The organism is Curtobacterium sp. PhB137, from assembly GCF_003814955.1.
Taxonomy (GTDB): domain Bacteria; phylum Actinomycetota; class Actinomycetes; order Actinomycetales; family Microbacteriaceae; genus Curtobacterium.
In genome coordinates, this window is sequence record NZ_RKQO01000004.1 from 1,099,628 (window position 1) to 1,123,688 (window position 24,061).

8 protein-coding genes are annotated in these 24,061 nt (G+C 73.7%); 4 read left to right on the plus strand and 4 right to left on the minus strand.

The features are described 5' to 3' along the window. The first annotated feature begins 45 nt into the window (after window positions 1-45). From EDF28_RS19165 to EDF28_RS05760, 3 genes are read left to right on the plus strand one after another with little or no spacing between them, the layout of a single operon-like run. Window positions 46-14,943 carry a DUF11 domain-containing protein gene (locus EDF28_RS19165; RefSeq protein WP_185094142.1) on the plus strand — a complete coding sequence of 4,966 codons (14,898 nt, stop codon included), beginning with the start codon at window positions 46-48 and terminating at the stop codon, window positions 14,941-14,943. Further along, window positions 14,940-15,407, plus strand: coding sequence for a hypothetical protein (locus EDF28_RS05755; RefSeq protein WP_123937461.1), 468 nt, complete (start codon window positions 14,940-14,942; stop codon window positions 15,405-15,407). Before EDF28_RS19165 ends, EDF28_RS05755 begins: the two co-directional genes overlap by 4 nt. Before the next feature lie 55 nt (window positions 15,408-15,462). Further along, complete coding sequence (locus tag EDF28_RS05760; RefSeq protein WP_123937462.1) at window positions 15,463-17,880, plus strand: LuxR C-terminal-related transcriptional regulator; 2,418 nt, start codon at window positions 15,463-15,465, stop codon at window positions 17,878-17,880. Between the two features lie 147 nt (window positions 17,881-18,027). Here EDF28_RS05760 and EDF28_RS05765 read toward each other — a convergent pair whose 3' ends face one another. Beyond that, window positions 18,028-19,023: a LacI family DNA-binding transcriptional regulator gene (locus tag EDF28_RS05765; protein WP_123937463.1), complete on the minus strand. Its 996-nt coding sequence runs from the start codon at window positions 19,021-19,023 to the stop codon at window positions 18,028-18,030. A gap of 472 nt (window positions 19,024-19,495) precedes the next feature. Between EDF28_RS05765 and EDF28_RS05770 the strand changes: the two genes are divergently transcribed. Further along, a complete protein-coding gene (locus EDF28_RS05770) occupies window positions 19,496-20,176 on the plus strand; it encodes an endonuclease domain-containing protein (RefSeq protein WP_173169786.1) in 681 nt (226 codons plus the stop codon). 97 nt (window positions 20,177-20,273) lie between these two features. Here the strand turns inward: EDF28_RS05770 and EDF28_RS05775 are convergent, their stop codons facing one another. The 3 genes from EDF28_RS05775 to EDF28_RS05785 are packed head-to-tail and all read right to left on the minus strand — an operon-like array spanning window position 20,274 to window position 23,928. Continuing rightward, window positions 20,274-22,508, minus strand: coding sequence for a YhgE/Pip family protein (locus EDF28_RS05775; RefSeq protein WP_123937465.1), 2,235 nt, complete (start codon window positions 22,506-22,508; stop codon window positions 20,274-20,276). After that, on the minus strand, window positions 22,505-23,266 hold the full coding sequence (locus EDF28_RS05780; RefSeq protein WP_123937466.1) for a hypothetical protein: 762 nt from the start codon (window positions 23,264-23,266) through the stop codon (window positions 22,505-22,507). The genes EDF28_RS05775 and EDF28_RS05780 overlap by 4 nt, the downstream gene beginning before the upstream one ends. Continuing rightward, window positions 23,263-23,928, minus strand: a complete 666-nt coding sequence (locus EDF28_RS05785; RefSeq protein ID WP_123937467.1) for a TetR/AcrR family transcriptional regulator — start codon at window positions 23,926-23,928, stop codon at window positions 23,263-23,265. Before EDF28_RS05785 ends, EDF28_RS05780 begins: the two co-directional genes overlap by 4 nt. Window positions 23,929-24,061: the final 133 nt, after the last annotated feature.

Consider the following 24,061-nt stretch of genomic DNA (forward strand, 5'->3'; position numbering starts at 1 on the left):
CGACCACTCCCAAGGGTCTGTTCGACGTGCCCGGAAGGTCACTGCTTGCTGCTCGCACCACGCCCCCGCCACCGTGCGGAGACCGCCGTTCGACCCCGCTGGTTCCGGGGTCTGGCGATGGCGCTCGCCGTGCTCATCCCGACGGCCGGCGTCGCCCTCGGCACCGAGGGCATCGCCCAGGCCGCCGTCGTGCAGTGGGGTGTCGGCGGTGACCAGGCGCCGAACTACCAGGCGACGGTCAACGGCGACTTCACGATGACCGGCAACGGGGTCCTGGCGTGCTCGGGTGCGGCACTGACGGCGACGAACACCAGCGGTTCGTGCACGGACCTGCACGCCAACAACCCCGGCTCGGGCGTCTCCACGTCGTACAACGACTACTTCAAGATGGTGAACTCGAACACCGTCAGCGGGTTCAGCACGAACTCGTCGACCGGCTCGATCACGATCCCGTCCGGCGCGACCGTGGCGAAGGCGTACCTCGACTGGAGCGCCAACACCGGGGTCTTCACCGGCTCCGGCAACGTGACCTGCTCGGGCAACTCGGCGAACGGTTCGCAGTGGTACGCCACCCGTCCGGACGCGGCCTCGGGCTACCGGACCCAGGGCGTGCAGCTCAAGGTCGGCTCCGCGGCGATCCGCACCGTCACGCCCGACGCCCTGCTCGAGGACCCCGCATCGCAGGCCAGCGCGCTGTACTACTCGGGCTCCGCTGACGTCACGAGCGCCTTCGCCGGCGCCACCACCGGGTCGGCGCTGCCGGTCAGCGCCGGCAACATCTGGGCGGCGGTCGGTGCCGGGTGCTACGCGGGCTGGTCGCTGACGGTCGTCTACGACTACGGCAAGTACATCCCCGGCAACACGAACTCCGCCCCGCACAAGGTCATCTACTACCAGGGGCACGTGCGCGAGGCGGCGTCGGACAGCCCCCTCACCGTGAACTTCACCGGCTTCTCGGCGCTGCAGTCCGGTGTGAAGTTCGGCTACACGCTCTACGAGGGCGACCGCGGCATCACCGGCGATTACATGCGGTACACCCCGCAGGGCGGCTCCCCGACCGAGGTGCTCAACACGAAGAACGCCGCGGGCAACATCGGCGTCGGGCAGGCAGACGGCTCCGCGCGGTACACCCAGACGAGCGACACGTCGACGTTCACGAACCAGAGCGTCGACGTGCACACGCAGACCCTGTCCGGCGTGGACAAGGGCGACACCTCGATGACCCTGACCGTCGGCACGAGCGGGGACTCGTACCTGCTGCAGAACGCCGTGCTGTCGGTGCCGACCGCCGCGCTCAGCGTCGTGAAGACCCTCGACGGCACGGTCAACGACCAGTACCGCACCGCGACCGAGAACACCGCGTACTCGGTCACCGTGACGAACAACGGGTCGGTGGCGCTGTCGAACATCCAGCTGACGTTCCCGGACACCGAAACCTGCACGCCGTCGTCCACGATCGCGGGGCCGCTCGCGTCCGGTGCGACCGCGACCGTGCGGTGCACCGGCCCACCGCCCACCGCGGCGTCGACCACCAGCTCCGTCACCGCGACCGGCCAGGTCGCCGGCGACACGAGCGTCACCGTCGCCGACACCGGGTCGACCAACACCTACCTGTCGTCGCTGGCCCTGACGAAGACCTCCGCCCTCGCCTCCGGTGCCACCGGCAAGGCGGGCGACACCGTGAACTACACGTTCACCGCCACGAACAACGGCACCGGACCGCTCACCGGCGTCGCGATCACCGACCCGCTCTCCGGACTCTCCGCACTCACCTACGGCACCTGGCCGTCCGGCACGAGCGGGTCGCTCCAGCCCGGACAGTCCGTCACCGCGACCGGTACCTACACGCTGACCCAGACCGACGTCGATGCCGGCTCCGTCGCGAACACCGCCACCGTCACGGGCACCGACCCCGACGGCGGCCCGAAGCCCACCGCGACCGCCTCGCGCACCCAGCCGCTCACCGCGGCCAACGCCCTCGCCCTGACGAAGTCCGGCGCCCTCGCCTCCGGGTCGACCGGCCGCGTCGGCGACACCGTGAACTGGTCCTTCCGCCTGACCAACACCGGTGCCCAGACCGTCACCGCCGCGACCATCACGGACCAGGTCGCCGGGGTCTCAGCGATCACCTACGGCACGTGGCCGCAGGGAACGACCGGCAGGCTCGGTCCCGGGCAGTCCGTCACCGCCACCGCGACCGCGACCCTGACCCAGGCGCAGGTCGACGCCGGCACGGTGACGAACACCGCGACCGCGTCGGGCCGGAGCGCCACGGGCAGCACCGTCACCGCGCCGACGGCCAGCGCATCGGTCGCCGTCCCGGCCGCGAACGCCCTCACCCTGACGAAGTCGGGTGCGATCGCGTCGGGGTCCACCGGCAAGGCCGGCGACACCGTGAACTGGTCGTTCCGGTTGACGAACGCCGGCAACCAGACCGTCACGACCGCATCGATCACCGACCGGCTCAGCGGGGTCTCCGCGATCACCTACGGCACCTGGCCGTCGGGCACGAGCGGCACGCTCGCACCGGGACAGTCCGTGACCGGGACCGCGACCTCCGCCCTCACACAGACCGACGTCGACGCGGGCAGCGTCGTGAACACGGCCGGTGCCGCTGCCAAGGGGGCGACGGGGTCGACCGTCACCGCGACCGACGCGACGGCGACCGTGGCGGTGACCGACGCCTCCCGGCTGACCATCGTCAAGGACGGGAGCCTGGCGTCCGGCGCGACCGGTCGGGCCGGCGACACCGTCAACTGGACCTTCACCGTCACGAACGGGGGCAACCGCACCCTGACCGGCGTGACCATCGCCGACCCGCTCGCCGGGATCTCGGCGATCGCGTACGGCAGCTGGGCCTCCGGCACCACCGGGAAGCTCGCTCCCGGACAGTCCGTCACCGCGACCGCCACGTCGACGCTGACGCAGGCGCAGGTCGACGCCGGAGCGATCACGAACACCGCGACCGCCTCGGGCACGAACCCGTCCGGCACCGCCGTGACGAGCGGACAGACCTCGAAGACCGTCGACATCGCCGCCGCGCAGAAGATCGCCGTGACGAAGAGCGGCTCGCTCGCGAGCGGCGCGACCGGCGGCGTCGGCGACACCGTGAACTGGCGCTTCACCGCGACGAACACCGGCAACACGACCCTGTACGGCGTCGCGATCGCCGACGAACTCGCCGGCATCTCAGCGCGCACGTACTCGTGGCCGGGCGCCACCGGACGCCTCGACCCGAACCAGACCGTCACGGCGACCGCCACGTCGACCCTGACCCAGGCGGACGTCGACGCGGGCAGCATCGTGAACACCGCGACGGCAGCCGGCACCACGCGCGCCGACGGCTCCGGCCAGTCGGCGTCCTCGACGACGACCGCGGCGGTCGCGCTCTCCCGCGCACCCGGCATCGCGATCGCCAAGTCCGGCGCGCTCGCGGCCGGGTCCACCGGCGCCGTCGGCGACACCGTGACCTACACGTTCACCGTCCGGAACTCCGGCAACACCACGCTCACCGGCGTCACCGTCAGCGACCCGCTCACCGGGCTGTCGTCGATCGCGTACTCGTGGCCGGGGACCAGCGGCCGGTTGACGCCGGGGCAGACCGCGACGGCGACGGCGAACTACCAGCTCACCCAGAAGGACGTCGACGCGGGTGCGGTCCGGAACACCGCGACCGCGAAGGGCACCGCACCCGACGGCACCACCGCCACGAACGCGGCGTCCGCGACCACGACGGTCCCGGCGTCGCCCGCGCTCACCGTGTCGAAGACCGGTGCCCTGGCGGCCGGCGCGACCGGAGCCGCCGGGGACACCGTGGACTACACGTTCACCGCGCGGAACACCGGCAACCAGACCCTGACCTCGGTCACCGTCGCCGACGCCCTGGCCGGCGTCTCCGCGGTGACGTACGGGACGTGGACCTCCGGTACGGTCGGCACGCTCGCCCCCGGGCAGTCCGTCACGGCGACAGCCCGCTACACGCTCACGCAGGCCGACGTCGACGCCGGCAGCGTGGTGAACACGGCGCAGGGCTCGGCGCGGACGCCCGCGACGACGACCATCACGGCGAGCTCGCCGAACACCCTGCAGATCCCCTCGAGCGGCACCCTGTCGTTCGCGAAGTCCGGCGTCGTCGCGGGCTCCGGCACCCCGTCGGCCGGCAGCCGGGTCGACTGGACCTTCACAGCCCGCAACACCGGGAACGTCACGCTCACCGGCGTCGCGATCGCCGACCAGTTGCCCGGCCTGTCCGCGGTCACGTACTCGTGGCCCGGGGCCACCGGCCGACTCGCACCCGGTGCGACCGTCACGGCGATGGCCACCTCGACGCTGACCCAGGCGCAGATCGACGCCGGCACCGTCCGCAACACCGCGACGATCGCCGGGTCGACCCCGAACGGCACGGCCGTGAACCAGGTCGCCGCTGCCTCGGTGTCGGTGGACCGCACTGCCGCGATCAGCGTCGCGAAGTCCGGCGCGCTCGCTGCCGGGTCGACCGGTACGGCCGGCGACACCGGCACGTGGACACTCCGGATCACCAACACGGGCAACACCACGCTGACGACGGTACGGGCGACGGACTCCCTCGCCGGGCTCTCGGCACTCACCTACGGCACGTGGCCGTCCGGCACGGCGGGCACGCTCGCGCCGGGGCAGACCGTCACCGCGACGGCGACCGGCACCGTGACACAGTCCGACCTGGACGCCGGGTCGGTCACGAACACCGCGACGGCGACCGGCACCGGTCCGTCCGGCACGGCGACCCCGACGGCGCAGGGCTCCGGCACGATCCCGCTCGCGGGCAACCCGGCGCTGACGTTCACGAAGTCCGTGGCGACGGGCGCCGGGTACACCGGCGCGGCGGGCGACACGCTCGACTACACGTTCCGCGCCACGAACGCCGGCAACCAGACGCTCACGGGCGTCACGATCACCGATCCGCACGCCGGCCTCGGCACCCTGACATACCGGTGGCCGGGGGCCGCCGGGCGACTCGCCCCCGGACAGTCCGTCACGGCGACGGCCCCGTACACGGTCACGCAGGCGGACGTCGACGGCGGCACGGTGTCGAACCGCGCCACGGTGTCCGGCACGAACCCGCAGGGCACCGCCGTGGCGACCCCCGCGACGGCCGCGCAGACCATCGCGCCGGCGCCGGGGATGACCGTCACCAAGAGCGCGGTCGTCGGCGGCACCGGTCGTGCCGGTGACACCGTGACCTACCGCTTCGACGTCGCCAACACCGGCACCACGACCCTGCGCGGCATCGCCGTCACCGACCCGCTGTCCGGCCTGTCCGGCATCACGTACGGCACCTGGCCCTCGGGCACCGCGGGCACACTCGCGCCGGGGCAGACCGTCCGCGGCACGGCGACGTACACGATCAGCCAGTCGGACATCGACGCCGGCAGCATCGTGAACACCGCCTCGTCGTCGGCGACGACCCCCGGTGGCGGCACCGTCCGTGCGACCGGCACCGCCACGGTCACCCCGGCCTCGGGTGCCCCGGCCATCGCCCTCGCGAAGACCGAGCGCCTGGCCACCACGGCCACGGGGGTCGCCGGCGACACCGTGCGGCTCGGCTACACGATCACGAACAGTGGCAACCAGACCCTGACGAACGTGGCGCTGACCGACGACCAGTCCGGCCACTCCGCCTTCACGTACGGCACGTGGCCGTCCGGCACCGCCGGCACGCTGGGCGTCGGACAGTCCGTGACCGTCACGGCGACGTACACGCTGACCCAGGCCGACGTCGACCGCGGCCGGGTGTCGAGCGACGCGACCACGACGGGTGTCTCGCCCGGCGGCACCACCGTGCGGGCGTCCGACACCGGCTCCGTCGTGCCGAAGCGCGTCCCCGGGGTCGCGCTCACCGAGACCGGATCCGTGACGACCGGCAACGGCGGCGTCGGCTCCGTCGTCACCTGGACGTACCAGGCGACGAACACCGGCACCGTGACGCTGTCGGTCCCCGAGGTCGTGCACGCCCTGGGCGGCACCGTGACGTACGCGTGGCCGAACGCGCCGAACCGCCTGGCACCGGGTGAGACGCTCACCGCCACCAGCACCTCGACCGTGACCCAGGACGACGTCGACGCCGGGTCCCTCGTCGACACCTCGTCCGTCACCGGCACCGCGCCCAGCGGCACCGACCCGGCGACCGTCACCGCGACGTCCGCCGCCACCGTCCGCACCTCGGACGCCGCCCCCGGGCTCGCCGTCAGCAAGGTCCAGACCTTCGACGCCGACGGCTCGAAGACCCGCGCCGCGACCGCCGGCGACCAGGTCGACATGCGGTACGTCGTCACCAACACCGGCAACGTCACGCTCACCGTCGTGGGCGTGCAGGACGCGCAGCGCGGCATCTCGAGCGTCGTGTTCGCCGACGGTGACACCACCATCACGCTCGCGCCGGGCCGCTCCGCCACGGCGACCGCCACCTACACGATCAGCCAGTCCGACGTCGACTCCGGCGGCATCCGTTCCGCCGCGACCGCGTTCGGCACCACGCCCGCCGGGGTGCGCGTCACCGCGACCGCCACCGACGGCGTGACCATCACCCCGCAGCCCGCCGTCACGCTGACGAAGACCGCCCGCTACGGCACCGGCCCCTCCGGTGCGGTGCAGAGCGGCCAGGTCGGCGACACCGTGGTGTTCTCGTTCCTGGCGACGAACACCGGATCGGTGACGCTCACCGGGCTCGCGCTCCGCGACCAGCTGCTCGGTCTCGCGCAGGCGACCCCGGTCGACGGCTCCGCCACCCTGCGCGACGTCGAGTGGTCCGGCGGCAGCGCCGGGTCCCTGGCGCCGTGGGAGCGGGTCCGTGCCACCGCCCGGTACACGGTCACGCAGGCCGACGTCGACGCCGGCAGCATCACGAACACCGCGACCGTCTCCGGCGCGACGCCGGCCGGTTCGACGACCAGCGGCGACGCGACCGTCACGATCGCCACCGACGCCGAGAACACCGCGGCGATCGGCATCGTCAAGCAGGCCACCGTCCCCGGCACCGGGACACCGGCGCCCGGCGACCCGGTGCTGCTCGGCTACACCGTCACGAACACCGGCGACTTCACGCTCACCGGTGTCGGCATCACCGACGCCGGAGCCGATGCCGGAGCCGACCCGGGGCCCGGCGGCACCGGAGCGATCGCCTACGGCACCTGGCCGTCCGGCACCACCGGCCGGCTCACGCCCGGGCAGACCGTCACCGCCACCGCTGTGCACACCCTGACCCAGGCGGACATCGACGCCGGCTTCGTCACGAGTCCGGCGCGCACGACCGGCACCCCGTCGAACGGCGGCGAGGCCGTCACCGCGACGAGCTACCGCACCGTGCCGATCACCCAGGTGAACTCCTTCGTCTTCTCGAAGCAGGGAGCGCCCTCGGGCAGCACCGCCGGCGTCGGCGATGCGCTGACCTTCACGCTGACCGCACGCAACACCGGCAACACGACCCTCGACCTGCTGCAGATGACCGACCAGCTGCAGGGCGTCGGCGTGCTCGAGTACCGCTGGCCGGACCCCGCGAAGCCCGGCGTCGTCGGGCCGGGCGAAGCCGCGACCGCGACCGCCGCGTACACGATCAGCCAGGCAGACGTCGACTCCGGCAGCGTGCTGAACCGCGCGAACGCCGTCGCCAGCCCGCCGACCGGGTCCGCGATCACCCGGACCGCGACGAGCACCACCGGTGTCGACGCCAGCACGCCGACCATCACGCTCGACAAGACCGAGGCCCTGGCCGACGGCGACGCGGGTGTGGCCGGCGACACCGTCCGGTTCGGCTACACGATCACGAACGCCGGCACGACGACCCTCACCGGGGTCGCCCTGACCGACGAGCAGCCCGGCCTCGGCGCCGTCGCGTACGGCGCCTGGCCGTCCGGCACGGTCGGGTCGCTGGCGCCCGGACAGTCCGTCACGGCGTCCGCGACCTACCGGCTGACACAGGCGGACGTCGACCGTGCCGCCACGGACACCGCCGACGGCATCGCGCTGTCGAGCGGCGCGACCACCACGGCGACCGACCGTCGCAGCGGGGCCGCCGTCACCGCGACCGACGACGGGACGGTCACGCTCACGCCGACCTCGGGCCTCAGCACGCGGAAGACCGCCGCGACCGTCGGCACCGGGAACATCGGGGCGGTGCAGGTCGGCGACGTCGTCCGCTACACCGTCACGTCGACGAACACCGGCCAGACCACGCTCACCGGCGTCACCGTGTCCGACCCGCTCGCCGGCCTCGGCACGCCGACGACGACGTGGCCGAACACCACCGCGGGCACGCTCGCCCCGGGGCAGGCCGTCGTCGTCACCGCCGACCGCACCGTCACCCAGGACGACGTCGACGCCGGGTCGATCGCGAACACCGCGACCGCGGTGGGGACCACCCCGGCCGGCACGACCGCGTCCGGTTCGGGCACCCGCACGGTCGTGACCACGTCGGGCGCTCCCGGCATCACGGTGCAGAAGTCCGAGACGCTGCCGTCCGGTGCGACCAGCCGGGCCGGCGACACGGTCGACCTGACGTTCACCGTCACGAACCGCGGCGACGTCACGCTCACCGACGTCGACGTGTCCGACTCGCAGCAGGGCGTCTCCGCCGTCCGGTTCGACACCTGGCCGTCCGGCACCGCCGGCCGCCTGGCGCCCGGCCAGTCCGTCGTCGCCCACGCCACGTACACCCTGACGCAGCAGGACGTCGACCGGGGCACCGTCACGAGCACCGCGACGACCACCGGTGTCCCGCCGCGCGGCGCCGCCGTGTCCGACTCGGACGAGGGCTCCGTCACCATCACCCCGCGCGGCACGCTGTCGATCGACAAGACCGGCACGCTCGGCGGCGCGACCGGAGCGGTCGGCGACACCGTCCGCTACGGCTTCCGGATCACGAACACCGGCACCGTCACGCTCACCGGCGTCGGCGTCGCGGACGTCCTGTCCGGCGTCTCCGACGTCGAGATCGCGGACTGGCCCGCAGCAGCGGGCCGCCTCGAGCCGGGGCGCACCGTCACCGGCACCGCGACCTACCGGGTCACCCAGGCGGACGTCGACGCGGGCAGCGTGCTCAACGACGCCACCGCCACCGGCCGCACGCCGGCCGGCGACCCGGTCACGGCCTCGGACACCGCGACCGTGCCCCTCGCCGCAGCGGCGCCCGGGATCCGGCTCGACAAGACCGAGCAGCTCGCGCCCGGCGCCACCGGCGTGGCCGGCGACACCGTCCGTCTCGGCTACACGGTCACCAACACCGGCACGGCGACGCTGTCCGGCACCGCTCTCGACGACGCCCAGGCCGGCCTGTCCGACATCGCCTTCGGCACGTGGCCGTCCGGCACCGGCACGCTCGCACCCGGCGAGTCCGTGACGGCCACCGCCACGTACACGCTCACCCAGGCGGACGTCGACCGCGGGTCGATCGGCAGCACCGCGACCGCCACCGCCACCAGCCCGAAGGGGACCGAGGTCGCCGACGGCGCCCAGGCGGCGGTCACGCTGACCGCACCCGCCGGGGTGTCGGTCGCGAAGCGCGCCGCGTACGCCGACGGCGGCACCGGTCGTGTCGGCGACACGGTGGACTACACCTTCACCGTCACGAACACGGGGCAGGTCACGCTCGACGCCGCCCGCGTCACGGACCGGCTCGCCGGCCTCGGCACGGTCTCGGTCGGCTCCGGTCCCCAGGACGACGGTTCGCTCGCGCCCGGACAGTCGCTCGTCGCCCGCGCCGCGTACACCGTGACGCAGTCGGACGTCGACGCCGGCAGCATCGTCAACCAGGCCACGGTCACCGCGACCCCGGCCCGAGGCGACGACGTGTCGGCATCGGACAGCGCGACCGTCCGCACGTCGGACGGTGCGCCCGCGATCGACATCGTCAAGACGGAGCGCCTGACCGGGTCCGGAGCACCCTCGGTCGGCGACACCGTGCGCCTCGGGTACACGATCACGAACACCGGCAACCAGACGCTCACCGGCGTCCGTGCGACCGACGCGCAGATCGGGACCTCGACGGTCACCTACGGCACCTGGTCCGGCGGCACCGTCGGCCGGCTGGCCCCCGGGGAGTCCGTGACGGCGACCGCCACGTACGCCCTCACCCAGGCCGACGTCGACGCGGCCCGCGTCGCGAGCGCCGCCACCGCCACCGGCACCACCCCGACGGGAGGCACGGTGCGCGCCACCGACACCGCCGGCGTCGACCTCGCCGCGGCTCCAGGGCTGTCGCTCGGCAAGCAGGGTCGGCTCGCGCCCGGTGCCACGGGCGCCGCCGGCGAGGGCATCCAGTACACCTTCGCCGCGACGAACACCGGCAACGTGACCGTCGAGCTCCTCGACTTCCGCGACCGTCTGGCCGGACTCACCGACCCGACGGTCGGCGACTGGCCCGGCTCGGTCGGGGTCCTCGCACCCGGACAGACCGTCACCGCGACGGCGACCTACACGATCCTGCAGTCCGACGTCGACGCCGGTTCCGTCGCGAACACGGCGACCGTCGTCGGGCGTGCTCCCGACGGCACCGACGTCACCGGCACCGACGGTGCGACCGTCGAGACCGCCGCGTCCGGTCCGCGCATCGGCGTCGTCAAGACCGCGACGCTCGCCGACGGCGCCACCGGCAGGGCCGGCGACCGCGTCGAGTACCGCTACGACGTCACGAACACCGGCAACGTCTCGCTGTCCGGCGTCGGCGCCACCGACGACCAGACCGACGTGTCGGCGATCACCTTCGGCACCTGGCCCGGCACCACCGGCCGGCTGGCTCCGGGGCAGACCGTGACCGCCACGGCGTCGCACGTGCTCACCCAGGCCGAGGTCGACTCCGGCGCCCTGACGAGCACGGTCGCCGCGACCGGCACGGCTCCGGGCGGCGTCGGGGTCCGCGACACCGACACCCGCTCGGTGACGATCGCACCGGATGCGGAACTGGCCTTCTCGAAGACGGCTTCCTACGTCGACGGCGGCACGGGCCGGGTCGGCGACACGGTCCGCTACACGCTGCGCGGCGAGAACACCGGCACCGTGACGCTCACCGACGTCACCGCGACCGACCGCCTGGCGGGGCTCTCGCCGCTCGACGCCGACTGGCCGGCAGCCGAGGGCACCCTCGCCCCCGGAGCCGTGGTCACCGCCACCGCGGAGTACACCGTCACCCAGGCCGACGTCGACGCCGGCAGCATCGTGAACCAGGCGACCGCGTGGGCGAACCCGCCCGCCGGTGCCCCGGTGACGGCGACCGACGGCGTGACGGTCCGCACCGTCGACCCGGACGCCGCCATCGCACTGGTGAAGGACGAGCGCGTGACCTCGGGCACGGGCGTCGCGGGCGACACGGTGACGTTCACCTGGACGATCTCGAACCCCGGCAACCGCACGCTGTCCGACGTCACCCTCGACGACGACCAGCGCGGCCTCGGCACCGTGGCGTACGGCCGCTGGCCCGGAGCGGTCGGTTCGCTCGCCCCCGGGCAGACCGTCACCGCCTCGGCCACGTACACGCTGACCCAGGCCGACGTCGACCGTGGTTCCGTCACGAGCACCGCGACGACGACCGGCACCGTGCCCTCGGGCGACGTCGTCACGGCCACCGCGGCCGGTGGGGTGGACACGGTCCGGACCGCCGCGTGGACGATCGACACGACCGGCGCACTGGCCGGCGGCGCCACCGGCGTGCTCGGAGACCGCATCGACTGGACCTACCGCGTCACGAACACCGGCACGGTCACGCTCACCGACCTGGCGGTCACCGACGCGCTGCCCGGTGTGGGCGACCCCGCCGTCGTCACGTGGCCGAACGGCACCGCTGGCACCCTGCTGCCCGGACAGTCCGTCACCGCCACCGCGCGGTCGACCGTCACCCAGACGGACGTGGACGCCGGGAGCGTCGTGAACCGTGCGGCATCCGACGCTGCCGTCCCGTCGGGCGTCACCGACCCCGGCGTGCAGCGGGACAGCGCCACCGTGGCCCTGCGGAGCGCGACCCAGCGCATCGACGTCACGAAGACCGCGCGCCTGGCCGACGACGCCTCCGGACGGGCCGGTGACACCGTCGCGTTCGGCTACGTCGTGACCAACACCGGCACGTCGACGCTCACCGGGGTCACCCTCGCCGACGAACGACCCGGCACCCAGGCGATCGCGATCACCTGGCCGGGGCGGACCGGTGTGCTCGCGCCGGGCGAGAGCGCGCGTGCGACGGCGACCACGTCGTTGACGCAGGCCGACGTCGACCGGGGGACCCAGGCCTCCCGTGCGACCACGACCGGCACCGGACCCGGCGGCACGACCGTCACCGCGACCGACTCGGCCGCCGTCACGATCACCGGCCGTCCGGCCGTCGCGCTCACCGAACGGGGTGCGCTCGCACCGGGCGCGACCGGCGCGGTCGGTGACACCGTCCAGTGGACCTACGTCGTGACGAACACCGGGTCCGTGACCCTCGACCGCACCGCCCTGCAGCAGCAGCTCGGCGGCACCGCGACCTTCGGCACCTGGCCGGCCGACTCCGGGGTCCTCGCGCCCGGGCAGTCCGTCACCGCCACCGCCACGTCGGTCATCACGCAGGCGCAGTTCGACGCGGGCAGCGTGACGAACCCGGCCACCACGACGGCGACGGCACCGGACGGTTCCACCGCGACCGCCGATGCCTCGGCCACGGTCGAGACCGGACCAGCCGACGCCCGCATCGGCATCACGAAGTCGGCCACCCTGCCCGACGGTGACACCGCGCCGCGGGCCGGGGACGTCGTCACCTTCACCTACCGCGTGACCAACTCCGGCACCTCGACGCTGACCGGTGTCGGCGTGACGGACGCGCAGGACGGTGCCGGCCGACCGACCTTCGACTGGCCGGGGGCCCCGGGCACGCTCGCGCCCGGGCAGGTCGTCACCGCCACCGCGAGCTACACGCTCACCCAGGCGGACGTCGACCGCGGGACGGTCGGCAGCACGGCGACGACGACGGGCACCCCGCCGGCCGGCACGGACGTCGAGGCCACCACGGAGGCGACGCTCGTGCTGCCCGGGTCGCCGGAGCTCGAGGTCGCCAAGACCGGCACGCTGGCCGACGGCGCCACCGGTTCGGTCGGTGACACGGTCGACTACCGCGTGACGGTCCGCAACACGGGGACGACCACGGTGCGGGACCTCGCCGTCAGCGACCCGCTGCCGGGCCTCGGCGCACTGACGTTCCCGGCCGGGTTCGACGGGACACTCGCACCGGGCGACTCGGTGACCGCGACCGCCGCCGCCACCGTCACGCAGGACGACGTCGACGCCGGCAGCGTGGTGAACACCGCGACGGCGATCGGCAACCCGCCCACCGGGGCACCCGTCACCGCCACCGGCAGCACCACCGTGCCGCTCGCCGCCGCGACCGCCGGCATCTCGATCGAGAAGCGTCAGCAGCTCGCCGACGGCGCCACCGGACGTGCGGGCGACGACGTGACCTTCACGTTCACGGTGACGAACACCGGCAGCACGACCCTGCGCGGCGTCACCGTCGCCGACGGCCAGCCGGGCCTCGGCGCCGTCACGGTCCGGTGGCCGGACGCGAGCGGTGTCCTGCGGCCGGGGGAGACCGCGACGGCCACCGCCGTGTACACGCTGACCCAGGCCGACGTCGACCGCGGTTCGATCACGAGCACGGCGACCACCGCGGGCACCACACCCGACGGCGCCGCCGTGCAGGACACCGACGCCGGCACCACGACGGTCACCGGCACGCCGGCACTGCTCGTCACGAAGCGCGGCTCGACCGTCGGCGACGCCGTCGGCGGAGCCGAGGTGCGCTGGACGATCGACGTGGCGAACACCGGCACGGTGACGCTCACCGACGTGACCGTCTCGGACGAGCTCGCGGGCTTCACCACCACCGGCACCACGTGGCCCGCCGCCGCGGGCACGCTGGCACCTGGCGAGACTGCACAGGTCTCGGGCACCTCGGTCGTCACGCAGGCCGACGTCGGTGCCGGCGGGGTCGTCAACACGGCCCGTGCGACCGGCACGGCACCCGACGGCACGGCGACCGCCGGCGGTGGCGCCGCGACCGTGCCGACCACGGCCGCGCCCACGCCGCCGGCCGGTCCGCACCTGACGCTCGACAAGCGGAGCACGCTCGCCCCCGGTGCCACCGGAACGCTCGGCGACCGCGTGGACTACACGTTCACGGTCACGAACGACGGTGACGTCCCGCTCAGCGGCGTCCGGATCGACGACCCGATGGCACGACTGTCCGGGATCACCTGGAGCTGGCCGGACGAACCGGGCGTGCTCGCGCCCGGTGAGCAGGCCGTCGGGACGGCGACGTACGTCGTCACCCAGGCCGACGTCGACGCCGGCTCGCTGGTGAACACGGCGACCGTGCACGGCGACGCACCCGGCGGCATCGTCGTCGGCAGCGAGCCGTCCACCGCCGGGACCCCGCTCGGCGGCCACGGCGCGCTGACGATCACCAAGACCGTGCAGTACGCCGCGGGCACGGACGGCACCGTCGGGCAGGAGCTGCGGTACGGCTTCACCGTCGTGAACACCGGCACCGTCACGCTGCGCGACGTCCGCGTCGACGACCGCATGCCCGGACTCTCCGACGTCGTGTACGGCCAGTGGCCGGGCGCGACCGGGACCCTCGCCCCGGGGCAGCGCGTGACCGCCACCGCGACGTACACCGTCGGACAGTCCGACGGTGCGTCCGGTAGCGTCGAGAACAGCGCAACGGCGATCGGCACGCCACAGCCCGGGACCCTGCCCGGTGACGAACCGATCGTGTCCGCGCCCGACACCGTCCGGATCGTGGTCCGCCCGGCCGCGGGGGTCCCTGCCCTCGCGTTCACCGGCGCTGACCCCGTACCGGCCATCGCCGTCGCCGCACTCCTGGTGGCGCTCGGCATCGCCACGGCGGCCATCGGGAGCCGTCGCCGCACCCGGAAGGAACACCGATGACCCTGCGCCCCACGCGCTCCCTGTCCGCCCGTCTGTTCGCGATCGCCGGCGTCGCCGCGCTCGGCCTCGGCCTCGCCGGCTGCTCCGGCGGCGACACCCCGGACGGCGGCGCCTCGTCGACCCCGAAGGCCTCGGCCACCGAGCGTCCGGCGATCACCGACGTGGACACCCCGGCCGGCGGCACGGGCGACTACGTGGGGGCGCTCAAGGACGTCCAGGTCAGTTCGTGCAAGAAGTCCGGGTCCGACTGGGCCGTCACCGGCACCGTCGAGAACCCCGCGAAGAGCGCGCAGGGGTACCGCATCTACGTGTCGTTGCTCAAGGGCCAGTCGGACACCCGCGCGGTGAAGGAGGTCGACGTCGCCTCGGTCGCCGCCGGCGCCTCGGACGAGTGGTCGACGACGATCGGGACCGCCGAGAGCGGGTTGTCCTGCGTGCTGCGCGTGGAGCGGTTCGCCGCCTGAGCGCGGCCGACCTGCTTCCGTGTCGCCGTTGCCCCGGCCCCACACCACCGCTCCCGTGAGCGGCGTCCGGCGTGCGCCGACCCCGGAGATCGGACGGCCGCGACTCGTCGCCCGGATCGAGGCCGCGCTGCGTGCCGGACGTCCCGTGGTGGTGTCCGGGCCGCCGTCCTCCGGGGTGACGACGCTCGTCCGGGAATGGACCGGATCGACCACGCGGGCCGTCGCCGTCGGGCTGCGGCCGGACCGCCCCGAAGCCGACGCCGTCCTGGTGGTCGACGACGCGCACCTGTTCGGCGTCGACGGCATCCGGGCGCTCCTGGACCAGGCATCGCACGTGCCGGTGCTGCTCGCCGGTGCCGCGGGGCCCACACTCGAGCAGATCGCGGACGACACCGGCGCCGTGGTCCTCGGTGCCGGGGACCTGGCGTTCGACGCCACCGAGACCGCCACCCTGCTCGGCCGGGCCGTCGGCGTGGTCGTCGCCCCCGTGGTCGTCGCCCGGACGGTCGAGGGCGTCGGCGGTCTGGTCGGGGTGCTCGCGGCCGCAGCCGGTGCCGTCGCCGCCGAGGACCGGCCGCCCGTCGACCTCGGCACCCGGTTCCACGGCGCCGTCGACCACGCGACCGCCGCGTGGATCGACACGATCGACGACCCCGGACTGCTGACCTTCAGCGAACACGCCGCCGTCGTGCAGTCGGCGCCGATCGCGTTCCTGACCGAACTCGGCGTCGGGCCGGTGGACGACCCCGCGTCGGCGTACCGGGCTGCGGCCGCGGCCGGGCTCGGCGCACTGGGCTCGGCGGGCTCCGGGTCGCGTGCCGGTGCGGGTTCCGCGTTCACCTGGTTCGACGCCGTCGCACGGGCGTTGCGAGCCGCCGGGACGATCCGGCACCCCGAACGACACCGCGAGGTCGTCCGCCGCGCCGCCGCCTGGGCCATCACCCACGACGACACCGTCACGGCCGTCGACGCCGCCGTGCAGCTCGACGACCTCGACCTGCTCTCCGACGTGCTCACCACGTCCTGGACCCGCCTGACCGGCCCCGGTGCGCCCGCGATCGCACGGCTCCTCGACCCCATCCGGCCCCGACGTGCAGCACGGCACCCCGTCGTGCTCGCCGCGATCGCCCGCGCCGAGTCCGCTGCCGACCGGCACCACGCCAGGGCATCACGGGTGAACGCCGCGATCGTGCCGTCGGTCGCCGCGGCCATGGGCAGCGCGCACCCCGCCGAGGCGGTCTTCCTCGGCGCCGTCGAGAGCCAGGCACGGCGGATCACCGGCGACGACGCCGGCGCACGCGCGGTCGCGACCACGGTCCGGGAACGGTTGCACGCGCTCGACGCGACGGCCGCCGACCGGCTGGCACCGCGCCTCCCGTTCGTCCTGCAGCAGCTCGCCGCGACCGCGCTGGCGGACGGCGACGTCGAGACGGCGCTCGCCACCCTGGCGACGATCGAACCGGTGGACGGCCCCGACGGCGTCCTGCAGCGGGCCGCCGTCGACGGCCTCACCGCCCTCGTGCACGCCCTGGCCGGCGAGGTCGACGTCGCACGACGCTTGCTCGCCCACGACGGCGCACTCGACCTGCCCACCGGGACGCTCGCGAGTGCCGTCGTCGCCCTCGAGGACGGCGACACCGACACGGTGCTCGCGTTGCTGCACCGCGTCGACCCGCTGTTCGGCGCGTTCGAGCACTGGCCCATCGTCCTGACACTGCGGGCGCGCGCCACCACCATCGCCGGCCGGGTCCCGCCCGCCGACCAGCTCGCCGCCCACGACGCCGAGGTGCTGCGGTACCGGCTGCGGAGCACCGCCGGGGGAGTCGGCGCCCGGCTCCTCGGTCGCGCCCGGGTGCGGCTGCAGCTCGCCGCCGGTCAGCTGCAGCACGCCGAACGGGGACTCGACGCGCTCGGGCCGGTGCGCGGCTGGAACGCCGCCGAGCACATGGGCGTCGCACTCGCCCGCGCCGAACCGGAGCGCGCGCTGGAGATCGTCACCGCGGTGGCCGTGCTCGGCGGCTACGAGGCGAGGACGACCGCGCTGCTCGTGCTGCTGCGCGCCGTCGCACTGCGGCGGACCGGGGACGTGCTCGGGGCGGTCGCGGCCTTCCGCGAGGCGATCGACCTGTTCGACCGGTACGGCATGCGCGGCGAGCTGCTCACGCCTCCGCGGGACGACGTGCTGCAGCTGCTCGAGGTCGCCGAGGACGAGCGGGCGCGGGAGCTCTTCGCCTCGATCGGTCGGCTGCGGTCCGTGCTGCCCGGGCCCGACGTGTCGGTGGTGCTGTCGGAGCGGGAGTCCGTCGTGCTCGGGCTGCTCGCGGCACCGGACAGCGTGCCGGAGATCGCGTCGGAGCTGCACGTGTCGGTCAACACCGTGAAGACCCAGGTGCGGAGCGTGTACCGGAAGCTCGGGGTCTCGACGCGCCGCGAGGCCGTCGAGCAGGGCCGGTCGCTCGGGCTGCTCGCGTAGCGCGGCGCGGCGCGGCGCGCCCGCGGCGCGCGCGGCGGCGCGCGTGCGCTTGGTGAGCAGAAATGGTCGGGTACGGGCCCTGGACCCGACCATTTCTGCTCACGAAGCGGGCGTGACGGACGCGGGACGGGCCTCCCGGCAGCCGCGTCAGCGCGGGGCGGTCGTGCGGCGAGCGACCAGGCGGGGCTCGACCAGGGACTCGGTGGCGGCCAGCCCCGGGTCGGCGATGCGGGCGAGCAGGCGCTCGCCGGCGCCGCGGCCGATCTCCACGCTGCGGTCGTCGATGCTCGTCAGGCCGACGTAGCGCGTGGCGGCGACGGGGGTGTCGTCGTAGCCGATGACGGAGACGTCCTCGGGGACCCGGAGTCCGCGTTCGGCGAGTTCGGACAGTGCGCCGAGGGCCATCACGTCGTTGGCGGCGAACACCGCGGTGACGTCGGGGTGCTCGTCGAGCAGGGCGCCGAGGGCGCGGGATCCGGCCTCTTCGGTGGGTTCGCCGGGCAGGACCACGACGGCGGGACTTGCACCCGCACTGGCCGCGACGGTTGCCTCGAACCCGGCGCGGCGTTCCTTCGATGCCGCCGAACTCGCCCCCACGAAGCCGAGCCGCGTGTGGCCCAGCGCGAGCAGGTGCTCCGCCGCCATCCCGCCGCCGGCCCGGTCGTCGTTCGCCACGGTGTCCGCGCGGGGGATCGACACGCGCCCGCCGGCGATGACGACCGGCATCGAGGCCGGGATCGCCAGGTCGGTGTCGGGTTCGCCGGCGATGACGATGCCCTCGACGCGCATGGACAGGAAGCCCTCGACCGGCGAGGCGTCGAGCCCCGTGTTCAGGAACCGGTCCGCGACGACCAGACGGTGACCCTGGTCCTGCAGGGCCTCGCGCAGCCCGGTGAGCAGGTCGACGAACCACTGGTTCCGGAAGTCGTCGAGGACCACGCCGACGGTGCGGCTGCGGGTGCCGGCGAGGGACACCGCGGCGGTGGAGGGCCGGTAGTCGAGCTCCTGGATCGCCGTGAGCACGGCGGCCCGGCGCTGGTCACTGACCCGGGGGGAGCGCTGCAGCACCAGGGAGACGAGGGACTTCGAGACCCCGGCGCGCGCGGCGACGTCGTAGATGGTCGCGGGTTTGCCGTCTCCCATGATGCGCTTCGACCTCCGTTGGTTCGTCCGTCGATCGTAGCGGGCGGCGGGGTTCCGTTCGGTGCGTCGAGTGAGCAGAAGACGACGGGTGCTGGATGCTCACCCGTCTTCTTCTGCTCACTCGGTGCGCGGTGCGAGTCCTCCACACGGGAGGCGCGGTGTGCGTTGTGCACAGAACAAACGTTCGGCCTGCGGAGGCGGGGCGCGGGGCGCGAGCGTGGTGCGCATGCAACCACGCGCACTTCCGCCATCGCTCCGCGGGCGAGCGTTCGACGTCGGAGCCGCTGACCGTGCGGGTGTTCCGCGTGAACGGCTCCAGCGCCGAGACCTCGTCTGCCCGACGCGGTCCATCCGCTGGGCGCGTGACCGTCAGCCGGACCAAGTCCAGCGAATCCAGGCACTGCGACCGGTCCTGTTGCCTGGCCAGTTCATCAGCCACCTGTCGGCCGCAGTCCTGTGGGGGCTCCCGATCATGTGCTCTGACGACGATCCGGTCCACATCACGAGCGTGCTGCCGCAGACCCAAGCCCGTCGGAGCGGGGTGGTCGGGCACCGCATCGCGGCAGAGCGCGCGTCGGTCCGACTTCGTCGCGGCATGCCGGCGAGCGCGCCTGACGCGGTCTGGGTCGAGTGCGGCGCGATGCTCGACGCCGACGAGCTGGTCGTGCTCGGCGACGCGATCGTCACCGAGCGCCGCTGTGCGACGACTCCGGGCGACCTCGCCGTCGCGCTCGCCGCAGCCGGCACCCGCCGTGGCGTCCGCAAGCTGCGGACGGCACTCGAACTCGTGCGGGTCGGTGCTGGCTCACCGCAGGAGACCCGGGCGCGACTGACGATCGTGCGCGCCGGATTGCCCGAGCCGGAGCTGCAGGTCGACGTGCTCGACGAGGCAGGGCGGTTCGTGGGGCGCGTCGACATGGCGTACCCGGAGCAGCGCATCGTCATCGAGTACGAGGGGGACCAGCACCGGACCGACGCCGAGCAGTGGGGTCGTGATCTGCGGCGCTACCGCGAGATGGAGCGGCTCGGCTGGGCGGTCGTGCGGTGGACGAAGTCGGACCTGGGCGTGCACGTGTCCGGCGCCGTCGACCACCTGAGGGAGCTGCTTGCGCATCGGACTCGTCTCGCTCCTCGCTCCGGTCGCACCGAGTGAGCAGAAGACGACGGGTCGCCTCGGGCCACTCGTCGTCTTCTGCTCACTCGGCGAACGCGGGGCGCGCGACGCTGCCGGCGCCCGCCCCGCGCCCCCGCTACCCGATCAGGCTCGGGCGCAGGTCGCGCAGCGTGCGGGAGCGGGTCTGCCGCGCCGTGACCACGAAGGACACGAGCAGCGCCCCGAGCAGCCAGCAGAGCAGCACGCCCGCGTCGGACCACGCGGCGCCGAGGTTCCCGCCGTACATCGTCTGCCGGATCGCGTCGACCGAGTACGTCATCGGCAGCGCGAAGTGCAGCGCTGCCAACGGTCCGGGCAGCGTCTGCCACGGGAACGTGCCGCCGGCGGTGACGAGCTGCACGAGCATGAGCACCAGGCCGAGGAACTGTCCCACCGACCCGAGCAGCACGTTGAGCGCCATGATGACCGCCGCGAACGTCGCCGAGGCGAGCACCATGATCCCGATCGTGCCGCCGACGTGCACCACGTTGAGGTCGAGGGCGAACCGCACGATGAAGAACAGCGCGACCATCTGCACCAGGCCGAGCAGCGCCGGGGTCAGCCAGCCGCCGAACACCACCGCGAGGGGCTTCCGCACCGCGGTGATCGCCCGCTTCGAGATCGGCTTGAGGATGAGGAACAGCGCGTACATGCCGATCCAGGCCGCGAGCGAGATGAAGAACGGCGCGAGGCCGGCGCCGTAGTTCGACGCCGCGGCGACGTTGTCGTCCCCGACCTTCACCGGGTCGGAGATGACCGAGGCCTGCGACTCGCGCTCCGACGCGTTCGAGGCGGGGATCTTCGTGCGGCCCTCGTCGAGCGACGCGGCGAGCTTCGACGACCCGGTCTTGAGCTTGTCCAAGCCGGAGACGAGCGACGAAGCACCCTTGTCGGCGGACGCTGCGCCCGTGGCGAGTGACGAAGCACCTGACGACAGCGTGGGTGCGGCGGTCGCGAGCGCAGACGTACCGTCTGCGACCTTCGAGGCACCCGTTGCGAGCGTCGACGCCCCGTCCGCCGCCGACGAGATGCCCGAGGTCAACGTCGGCGCCGCTGCAGCCAGCTTCGACGTCCCGGCGGCGAGCGTGTCCGAGCCGTCGGAGAGCTGCTGGATGCCACTCGTCAGCGACGGAGCCTTCTCGGCGAGCTGCGATGCTCCGGCGGACACCTGCGCGCTGCCGGTCTTGAGCTTCTGCAGGTTGCCGGACAGCGCTCCGGCACCGGTGCCGAGATTGGCACTGCCGGTCTGCAGGTTGTCGAGCCCGGCGAGCAGCTTGGTCTTCTGGTCAGCGGTGAGCACCGTGGACGCCTGTACGACGGGCTTCAGCGACGCGACGAGTTCCGGCGACTGCGCAGAGAGCTGCTGGACACCCGCGATGAACGGTGCGGCCTTGTCGGCGAGGTCGGCGTTGCCGCTGGCGACCTTCGATGCACCGGCCGCGAGCGTCGCCGAGTCCGCAGGCAGGGTCGACGTCTGGTCACGGAGCTGGTGCAGCCCGGTCTGCAGCTGCTGCGTCCCACTGTCCAACTGCTGCGTCTGCGACGGCAGCGCCGCCGTCTGCTGCTGCGCACTCGCCAGCCCGGAGGCGAGCGTGGAAGCACCCGAGGCAACCTGCTGCGCCCCGCTGTCCAGCTGCGCGGTCTGGGACGGCAACGACGCCGTACCGGACGCGAGCCCCGCCGCTCCGGACGACAACTTGCCCGTACCGTCCGCCAGCTTGCGGGCCCCCGAGTCCGCCTTCGCGGTGCCGGAGGCGAGCTGGTCGGCCCCGTCGACGGCGTCGCCCAGGCTGTCGCGGACGTCAGCGAGCCCGACGAGCAGGGTCTTCGCCGCCTGCTTGCCGACGCGCTCGGCGACGGCCGTGCGCATGGTCTTGCCCGCCTGCTCCGCGATGGTCGAGGCCAGGTACGAGTTCGTGTCGGCCGTCGTCATGACGAGCTTCGCCTGCGTCGGGTCGTCCGACTGCGCGGACACCAGGTGCTCGGAGAAGTCGTGCGGGATCGTGACCACGAAGTCGTAGGTGCCGTTCCGCACACCGGAGCGGGCGTCGGCGGCGCTGGTCTTCGTCCACTTGAAGTCGGCGCCGTCGATCGCCTCCTTGGTGACGTCGGTGCCGTAGTCGACGTGGTCGCCGTCGAGGGTGGCGCCGGCGTCGAGGTTCACGATCGCCGCCGGGATCTGGTCGAGCTTGGCGTACGGGTCGCGGTTCGCCCACAGGTACGCGCCGCCGTACAGCAGCGGCACGATCATCAGGGCGATGAACGCCAGCCGTGCGAGCGGGGTCGCGGTGAGTCGCGCCAGTTCGGCGCGGACGAGCGAGGTGGTGGTCACGGGGTTGCCTCCGTCGGGACGGTTGCGGATTCTGCGGTGACGGAAGGGCCGGACGGGAGGCCCGGCTCGGTTCCGCCGGACAGGGCCGCGTCGTCGGGACCCTCGGTCTGGAGCGCGACGTGCGTCGCGGCGTCGTCGTGCGTCTGGACGGTTTCGGTCGTGTCGAGCAGCGTCTCGACGGTCGCGGCTGCGGCCTTCGAGGTGACGAGCACGACGGTCACGCCGCGTCGTGCGACGTCGCGGAGGACCGCGAACCACTCCTCGACGGCGCCGCCGTGCCGCTCGGGCGAGGTGACGACGAGCCCGGTGACGCCGTCGCGGAGCAGGGCGAGCTCGACGAGCAGTCGCACGCGCACGGCGGTCGGCACCCGCTGGACCGGGGTGTCCGAGTAGTGCCGCAGGCCGAGCTCCTCGAGCACGGTGTCGACGTGGTCGCGCGAGGGGCGCTGGGCGGCGAACGCGAGCTCCTCGCGCACGATCTGCTTGACGGCCATCACGGGGAAGGGCTCGGCGACGCCCGGGGTGTCGACGAGGGCGAAGGCGCGGCGCACGGCGGCGGCGTCCTCGTGCCCGTCGAGCAGCAGCCGCCCGGTGTCGGGCTGCATCCGGCCGCCGGCGACGAGCGAGGCGAGCACGGGGGCCTGCTCGGTCTCGACGGCGACGACCCCGGGGTGTCCGGGCGCGGCGACGGCGGAGACGACGGGCAGTGCCGCGCCGGGCTCCTCGCCGATGCCGACGTGGTCGAGTTCGAGCGTCATGCGGGGTCCTTCACGGGGGAGACAGCGGAGCCGGTGGCCGGGGCCGCGGGTTCGGACAGCAGTGCGGTGCGCCAGTCGATGCCGGCCATGCCGAGCGCCGACAGCACCACCATGCGCCGTCCGGCCTCGTCCGGGGTGCCCGACCGGGTCGCCTCGTCGAGGACGGCGATGCACGCGCCCTCGACCAGACGCCCGAGGGTGGCGGGGTCGACGTCGTCGCGCATGGCGCCCTCGGCGATCCCGAGCGTGCACGCCTGGCGGACCTGGGCGCGCAGGGGTGCGAACACCTCGGCGACGGGCTCGGCGAACGGGCTGCGCACCGCGACCCGGGCCATGGACCGGACGTGCGAGACCTCGGTCCAGAGCGTCACCGCGATCGCGGCGAGCCGGGCGGCCGGCGGCAGCTCCTGCAGGTCCGAGGTGGTCGGCATGGCCGCGGCGATGCGAGCGGCACCGGACGTCACGACCTCGCGAACGAGGTCGTCACGTGACGGGAAATGTCCGTACACCGCGCGGCGCGAGAGTCCCGCGGCGGCGGCGATCGTCTCGATGGAGGCGTCCGGATCGCGCTGCAGGCAGGTCCGTGCTGCGTCGAGGAGGGCTGCCCGGTTCTCGGTCGCGTCGCGGCGGGGTGCGCGTGCGGGGTGGGGAGCAGTGGTCACGGACCCCATCGTAATAACGTGCACACATGTGTGCAACTTAACAGGAAGACCGGCCCTCGAACGGGGGTGTCCCCCAAAGTGCGGACTGCCCTTTCTGAATGTAAGCGCATAACTTCACAGCAATCTCATGCGA

Coding starts and splice junctions, on each gene's coding strand:
- EDF28_RS05755 (WP_123937461.1), top strand. CDS start 14,940: ATGACCCTGCGCCCCACGCGCTCCCTGTCCGCCCGTCTGTTCGCGATC.
- EDF28_RS05780 (WP_123937466.1), bottom strand. CDS start 23,266: ATGACGCTCGAACTCGACCACGTCGGCATCGGCGAGGAGCCCGGCGCG.
- EDF28_RS05770 (WP_173169786.1), top strand. CDS start 19,496: ATGTGCTCTGACGACGATCCGGTCCACATCACGAGCGTGCTGCCGCAG.
- EDF28_RS05765 (WP_123937463.1), bottom strand. CDS start 19,023: ATGGGAGACGGCAAACCCGCGACCATCTACGACGTCGCCGCGCGCGCC.